This is a genomic window from Gordonia alkaliphila, assembly GCF_039542465.1.
Taxonomy (GTDB): Bacteria; Actinomycetota; Actinomycetes; order Mycobacteriales; family Mycobacteriaceae; genus Gordonia; species Gordonia alkaliphila.
Map to the genome: position 1 here is coordinate 1 of NZ_BAABIE010000046.1, position 1,135 is coordinate 1,135.

Genomic DNA, 1,135 nt, shown 5'->3' on the forward strand with positions numbered 1-1,135 from the left:
ATCATTGAGCCCACCAGCAAACTCGACTCGATCCGTGTCCTCGAGGAAGTTGGTGTGCCGGCAATGTCGTATCCGACGATGAACCGTCGCCTGCCGATCTACGCCACCGACACCTGGCGACAGAATCTCGCTGCCGCGTGTGCCAAGCATGCAGGCCTGGGGCCTACGACGCTCGTGTTGTACGACGTCACGACGCTGTACTTCGAGACGGACAAGGCCGATGGATTCCGCGAACCCGGATTCTCGAAAGAACGTCGTCTCGAGCCGCAGATCACCGTGGGGATGCTCACCGACGCCACTGGTTTCCCGCTGTTGATCGAGGCGTTCGAGGGCAATAAGAGCGAGAAACTCACGATCGTTCCGACCGTCCTGAAGTTCATGGCAGCCCATGACCTCAGCGACGTCACCGTCGTCGCCGACGCGGGCATGATCTCCGCGGAGAACATGAAAGCGATTGAACGAGAGGATCTTTCGTTCATCCTCGGTGAGCGGATGCCGTCGATCCCGTACCAGATCGCCAAGTGGGTCGCCGACCATCCCGATCAGACGCCAGCGGACGGGCTGACCCTGGCCCAGCACCAGCGCGCACACGCGAAGACGAGCTTTCGGCGCAACCGGGTCACCTATTACCGGTATTCGGCCGATCGGGCTCGGCGGAGCCTGCGCGGGATCAACGAACAGATAGGAAAAGCCGAGAAGGCCGTGGAAGGCAAGATTCCGGTCAAGCGGAACCGGTTCGTCACTCTCAAGGGCGCGGACAAGAGCGTCAATCGCGAGTTGGAGACGAAGGCGCGGTCGCTGGCCGGGTGGAAGGCCTACATCACCAACATCGATGGGCCGACTCCGGAGTTCGTGATCGGCGCCTACCATCAGCTGTGGCGGATCGAGAAGAGTTTCCGCATGTCAAAAGGCGATTTGGCGGCGCGGCCGATCTACCACCGGACCGAGGACTCGATCCGTGCGCATTTGGCGATCGTGATGGCAGCACTCGCGGTGACACGGGTGGTCGAGGAACGGACAGGCTGGTCGATCAAGAAGTTCGTGACCACCACCCGCCGCTACCGGACCATCGAGATCCGCGTCGGCGACCAGATCATCACCGCCGCCGACCCACTACCGGACGACCTCGCCGACG

Annotated in this window: 1 protein-coding gene; it reads left to right on the top strand. The window is 62.0% G+C overall.

Annotated elements, in window-relative coordinates; genetic code table 11:
• A partial coding sequence (locus ABD989_RS17635; RefSeq protein WP_345314504.1) for an IS1634 family transposase occupies positions 1-1,135 on the top strand: 1,135 nt, incomplete at both ends.